5 protein-coding genes and 1 pseudogene are annotated in these 5,728 nt (G+C 69.3%); 5 read left to right on the forward strand and 1 reads right to left on the reverse strand.

The window, feature by feature from the left end; all coding sequences use genetic code 11:
• Window positions 1-242, reverse strand: a pseudogene (locus OFY01_RS14475) (Fe-S oxidoreductase); the annotation flags it as partial.
• Between the two features lie 249 nt (window positions 243-491).
• On the opposite strand from OFY01_RS14475, the gene OFY01_RS14480 reads away from it, so the two are divergent.
• The 5 genes from OFY01_RS14480 (at window position 492) to OFY01_RS14500 (ending at window position 5,483) form a co-directional block, all read left to right on the forward strand.
• Entirely contained in the window at window positions 492-944 is a 453-nt protein-coding gene (locus OFY01_RS14480) for a hypothetical protein (protein WP_266599930.1), read from the forward strand.
• Between the two features lie 227 nt (window positions 945-1,171).
• A complete protein-coding gene (dnaK, locus tag OFY01_RS14485; RefSeq protein ID WP_266599932.1) occupies window positions 1,172-3,022 on the forward strand; it encodes a molecular chaperone DnaK in 1,851 nt (616 codons plus the stop codon).
• Window positions 3,019-3,717 carry a nucleotide exchange factor GrpE gene (grpE, locus tag OFY01_RS14490; RefSeq protein WP_266599934.1) on the forward strand — a complete coding sequence of 233 codons (699 nt, stop codon included), beginning with the start codon at window positions 3,019-3,021 and terminating at the stop codon, window positions 3,715-3,717. Before dnaK ends, grpE begins: the two co-directional genes overlap by 4 nt.
• A gap of 54 nt (window positions 3,718-3,771) precedes the next feature.
• Window positions 3,772-4,962 (forward strand): molecular chaperone DnaJ, encoded by a 1,191-nt coding sequence (gene dnaJ / locus OFY01_RS14495; protein WP_266599936.1) that lies wholly within the window; start codon window positions 3,772-3,774, stop codon window positions 4,960-4,962.
• A 5-nt stretch (window positions 4,963-4,967) separates the two neighbouring features.
• A complete protein-coding gene (locus tag OFY01_RS14500) occupies window positions 4,968-5,483 on the forward strand; it encodes a heat shock protein transcriptional repressor HspR (protein WP_407700343.1) in 516 nt (171 codons plus the stop codon).
• Window positions 5,484-5,728 lie beyond the last annotated feature (245 nt).

Genomic DNA, 5,728 nt, shown 5'->3' on the forward strand with positions numbered 1-5,728 from the left:
TAGAAGCCGATGGCCACGAACCAGTGCGCGACACCGACGACGCCCCAGCGGTTCATACGGGTGTGGCCGAGGAACTCCCTGGCCACGGTGACAGTGCGCTGTGCGGGCTCATCGGTGCGGGTGCCCGCGGGGACACTCTGACCGAGCCGCATGAAGTTGACGATCTGCAGGAGGGCGCGGATGAACAGGGCCACGCCGACCACGATCAGAACCAGCGACACGATGATCGCGGCGAGTTGCATTTGGGGCTCCTCGGGCCTGATGACCGAGCTGATTACTAAGCGGTAACTTATGGGGTCCGTCCGAGACTACCCACTTACTCGGTCGCAATGTAGCCGCCCGAGTGGTGATCTGTGTCGCTGAGGCGGCCCTCAGGCCGCGCGCCCATGTGTGCGCGCCTCAGGCCGATCGTGTTATTCACGCTAAATCCGGGCATATCGACATAGCTTGTGCGAGATCAGAACGCGTGTCGTAGCCAAGGGGTTTCACCTATGCGAATGATCGGCCTCGGTGGAGTGCGCGGGCTCGGAGGGCTCGGAGGGCTCGGTGGGCTCGTGCGGCGGCTTCGGCAGGACGAGATCGACCTCGTCCTCGCCTCCGGCGCGCACGACGGCGGCTTCGGGCGCGGCCTGCGCCGGGGCGGCTACCGGGGGCGCATCGTCTCCTTCGAGCCGTTCGGCGGGCCGCGGTGCGGTGTGCGCAGGGCTGCCGAGCGGGACCGGGCGTGGCGGGTGCTGCCCTACGCGCTAGGGGACCGGGACACCTCGTGGATCAGGCGCCTCGACGGGGTGTGGGACGAGGTCGTCGCGCCTGGTGAGCGGGTGCTGCTCCAGGTGGACCGGGAGCCGGAGCTGTCGCAGGTGCTCGCGGGTGCGGGCCGGTTCGGCGCGGAGCTCGCGTTGGTACGGACCGGGGTCGCGGGGGAGGCGGCCGTCGCGCGGTAGGTGCGGCGGTAGGTGTGGCGGTGGCCGCGGCGGCAGGCGTCGGGGTGGGTGTGGCGGCAGGTGTGGCGACGGGCGTGAAACCCCAGCTCAGAGGTGCCGCTCCGGCGGGCTGCCCATAAGGGCCGTATAAAAGTTGAGTGGGTGGGACTCAGGTCTGTTGACGTGGAGGGGGGTGGTGTTGCAGTCTTGAGTCAGTTCCACTCAAGTAGTCAGCTGGAGGAATCGAAATGGCACGTGCGGTCGGCATCGACCTGGGCACGACTAACTCCGTCGTCAGCGTTCTGGAGGGCGGTGAGCCCACCGTCATCACCAACGCCGAGGGTGCCAGGACCACGCCGTCCGTCGTCGCTTTCGCGAAGAACGGCGAGGTGCTGGTCGGCGAGGTCGCGAAGCGCCAGGCGGTCACGAACGTGGACCGGACCATCCGCTCGGTGAAGCGCCACATGGGCACCGACTGGAAGATCAACCTGGACGACAAGGACTTCAACCCGCAGCAGATCTCCGCGTTCATCCTGCAGAAGCTGAAGCGGGACGCCGAGGCATACCTGGGCGAGAAGGTCACCGACGCGGTCATCACCGTCCCGGCGTACTTCAACGACTCCGAGCGCCAGGCCACCAAGGAGGCCGGCGAGATCGCGGGCCTCAACGTCCTGCGTATCGTCAACGAGCCGACCGCGGCCGCCCTGGCGTACGGCCTGGAGAAGGACGACCAGACCATCCTGGTCTTCGACCTCGGTGGCGGCACCTTCGACGTCTCCCTCCTCGAGATCGGCGACGGCGTCGTCGAGGTCAAGGCCACCAACGGTGACAACCACCTCGGTGGCGACGACTGGGACCAGCGCGTCGTCGACTACCTGGTCAAGCAGTTCAACAACGGCCACGGCGTCGACCTGTCCAAGGACAAGATGGCGCTCCAGCGCCTGCGCGAGGCCGCCGAGAAGGCGAAGATCGAGCTGTCCTCCTCCACGGAGACCACGATCAACCTGCCGTACATCACGGCGTCCGCCGAGGGCCCGCTGCACCTGGACGAGAAGCTGACGCGCGCCCAGTTCCAGCAGCTCACCAGCGACCTGCTCGAGCGCTGCAAGACGCCGTTCCACAACGTGATCAAGGACGCGGGCATCGCCCTCTCCGAGATCGACCACGTCGTGCTCGTCGGCGGTTCGACCCGCATGCCGGCCGTCGCCGAGCTCGTCAAGGAGCTGACCGGCGGCAAGGAGGCCAACAAGGGTGTGAACCCGGACGAGGTCGTCGCCATCGGCGCCTCGCTCCAGGCCGGTGTCCTCAAGGGTGAGGTCAAGGACGTCCTGCTCCTCGACGTGACCCCGCTGTCCCTCGGTATCGAGACCAAGGGCGGCATCATGACCAAGCTGATCGAGCGCAACACGACGATCCCGACGAAGCGCTCGGAGATCTTCACGACGGCCGAGGACAACCAGCCGTCCGTGCAGATCCAGGTCTACCAGGGCGAGCGCGAGATCGCCGCGTACAACAAGAAGCTCGGGATGTTCGAGCTGACCGGTCTGCCCCCGGCGCCGCGCGGCGTCCCGCAGATCGAGGTCTCCTTCGACATCGACGCCAACGGCATCATGCACGTGACCGCGAAGGACCTCGGCACGGGCAAGGAGCAGAAGATGACCGTCACCGGCGGCTCCTCGCTGCCGAAGGACGAGGTCGACCGGATGCGCCAGGAGGCCGAGAAGTACGCGGACGAGGACCACGCCCGCCGCGAGGCCGCCGAGACCCGCAACCAGGGCGAGCAGCTCGTCTATCAGACGGAGAAGTTCCTCAAGGACAACGAGGACAAGGTTCCCGCCGAGGTGAAGACCGAGGTCGAGACCGCCGTCACCGAGCTGAAGGAGAAGCTCAAGGGCGAGGACACGGCCGAGATCCGCACCGCCACCGAGAAGGTCGCCGCCGTCTCGCAGAAGCTGGGTCAGGCCATGTACGCCGACGCCCAGGGCGCGCAGGCCGCGGGCGGCGCCGAGGGCGCCCCGCAGGGTGACGCCAAGGCCGCTGACGACGACGTCGTCGACGCCGAGATCGTCGACGAGGACCGTAAGGACGGTGCCGCGTGACGGAGGAGACCCCGGGCTTCGACAAGAGCGAGAAGCCTGACGTCCCCTCCGGCGCCGCCCCCGAAGATGCCGAGCCGAAGACCGCTCCCTCCGACCAGGAGGGGGCGGCCCCGGCCGGGGACTCAGCTTCCTCAGCTTCGTCAGCCTCCGACAAGACCGCGTCGGACGACGTCGGCCTGACGGCACAGCTGGACCAGGTGCGTACGGCGCTCGGCGAGCGCACGGCGGACCTCCAGCGGCTCCAGGCCGAGTACCAGAACTACCGGCGCCGCGTGGAGCGGGACCGTATCGCCGTCAAGGAGGTCGCCATCGCGAACCTCCTGGGCGAACTGCTCCCGGTCCTCGACGACGTCGGCCGCGCCCGTGAGCACGGCGAGCTCGTCGGCGGCTTCAAGTCCGTCGCGGAGTCGCTGGAGACGGTCGTGGCCAAGATGGGCCTGCAGCAGTTCGGCAAGGAGGGCGAGCCCTTCGACCCGACCGTGCACGAAGCCCTGATGCACTCGTACGCGCCGGACGTCACCGAGACGACCTGTGTGGCGATCCTGCAGCCCGGCTACCGGATCGGCGAGCGCACCATCCGCCCCGCGCGGGTGGCCGTGGCCGAGCCGCAGCCCGGCGCGCAGACCGTCACGTCCGACGACGCCTCCTCCGAGGAGGAGGCCGAGAAGGAGAACGGTGGCCCGGACAAGGGCTGACGACACGTACACGACCGGCACGGCAGAGATGAGTGAGGAGGGACGTCGAGGGCGATGAGCACCAAGGACTTCATCGAGAAGGACTACTACAAGGTCCTCGGCGTCCCCAAGGACGCCACCGACGCCGAGATCAAGAAGGCGTACCGCAAGCTCGCCCGCGAGAACCACCCCGACGCCAACAAGGGCAACCCCAAGGCGGAGGAGCGGTTCAAGGAGATCTCCGAGGCGAACGACATCCTCGGTGACCCGAAGAAGCGCAAGGAGTACGACGAGGCGCGCGCGCTGTTCGGCAACGGCGGGTTCCGTCCGGGGCCCGGCGGCGCGGGCGGCGGCTCGTTCAACTTCGACCTCGGCGACCTGTTCGGCGGAGGCGCGGGCGGAGCCGGTGGCGGCCAGGGCGGCTTCGGCGGCGGTGGCGGCATCGGCGACGTCTTCGGCGGGCTGTTCAACCGGGGCGGCGGCGCGGGCACCCGCACGCAGCCGCGCCGCGGCCAGGACATCGAGTCCGAGGTGACGCTGAGCTTCACGGAGGCGGTCGACGGCGCGACGGTGCCGCTCCGTATGTCCTCCCAGGCGCCCTGCAAGGCATGCTCCGGCACCGGCGACAAGAACGGCACACCGCGCGTGTGCCCGACCTGTGTCGGCACCGGGCAGGTCTCGCGGGGCGGCGGAGGCGGCTTCTCCCTCACCGACCCGTGCGTGGACTGCAAGGGCCGCGGCCTGATCGCGGAGACCCCCTGCGACACGTGCAAGGGCTCCGGCCGCGCCAAGTCGTCCCGGACGATGCAGGTCCGCATCCCCGCGGGCGTCTCGGACGGCCAGCGCATCCGCCTGCGCGGCAAGGGCACGCCGGGCGAGCGGGGCGGTCCTGCGGGCGACCTGTACGTCGTCGTCCACGTCGACGCCCACCCGGTCTTCGGCCGCAAGGGCGACAACCTGACGGTGACCGTGCCGGTCACGTTCGCCGAGGCGTCGCTCGGCGGCGAGATCAAGGTCCCCACGCTCGGCGGCCCGCCCGTCACCCTGAAGCTGCCCGCGGGCACGCCGAACGGGCGGACGATGCGGGCTCGCGGAAAGGGCGCGACGCGCAAGGACGGCACCCGGGGCGACCTGCTCGTCACGGTGGAGGTCGCGGTCCCCAAGAACCTCACGGACGAGGCCCGTTCCGCTCTTGAGTCGTACCGCAAGGCGACTGAGGATACGGATGTGCGGGCAGAACTGTTCCAGGCCGCGAAGGGAGCATGAGCCAGATGGACGGACAGTACGGCGGTCGTCCCGGACCCGGACCCGGTCCCGGTGCCGGACAGTCCGGGCAGCCCGGTAGGCGGCGCAACAACCCGTACGAGCTGACCGACGACACCCCGGTGTACGTCATCTCGGTGGCGGCTCAGCTGTCCGGCCTGCACCCGCAGACGCTGCGCCAGTACGACCGCCTCGGCCTGGTCTCGCCCGACCGCACGGCCGGCCGCGGCCGCCGCTACTCGGCCCACGACATCGAACTGCTCCGCCAGGTGCAGCAGCTGTCGCAGGACGAGGGCATCAACCTGGCCGGCATCAAGCGCATCATCGAGCTGGAGAACCAGGTCGCGGCCCTCCAGTCCCGCGTCGCCGAACTCTCGGCGGCCGTGGAGGGCGCCGCGGCGGCGATGCAGCAGCGCGAGGCGGCGGTGCACGCGTCGTACCGCCGGGACCTGGTCCCGTACCAGGAGGTCCAGCAGACCAGTGCGCTGGTGGTGTGGCGGCCCAAGCGGTCGTCCGAGCAGTAGCGCTGACCGCGCGCTGCCGCGCGGAGCGTGTGAAGGGGCCAAAAGCCCGACCGAGCGTCGGGCTTTTGGCCCCTTCGTTGTCAGTGGCGGCCTATAGCGTGCGCGGACCGACTGACGTGACGCGACGGGGGACGTACGACCACCGTCATCTCCTCATGTCGGTACGGCAACTGAGTTGACGCCCCCGGAGCGGGTTCGGTGTGCCTGGTCGGAGAAGTGTCGCAGTTTTACGTAGAACTGCGACA

This window comes from Streptomyces beihaiensis, assembly GCF_026274175.1.
In the GTDB taxonomy this organism is placed as follows: Bacteria; Actinomycetota; Actinomycetes; order Streptomycetales; family Streptomycetaceae; genus Streptomyces; species Streptomyces beihaiensis.

Coding starts and splice junctions, on each gene's coding strand:
- dnaJ (WP_266599936.1), top strand. CDS start 3,772: ATGAGCACCAAGGACTTCATCGAGAAGGACTACTACAAGGTCCTCGGC.
- OFY01_RS14500 (WP_407700343.1), top strand. CDS start 4,968: ATGGACGGACAGTACGGCGGTCGTCCCGGACCCGGACCCGGTCCCGGT.
- OFY01_RS14480 (WP_266599930.1), top strand. CDS start 492: ATGCGAATGATCGGCCTCGGTGGAGTGCGCGGGCTCGGAGGGCTCGGA.
- dnaK (WP_266599932.1), top strand. CDS start 1,172: ATGGCACGTGCGGTCGGCATCGACCTGGGCACGACTAACTCCGTCGTC.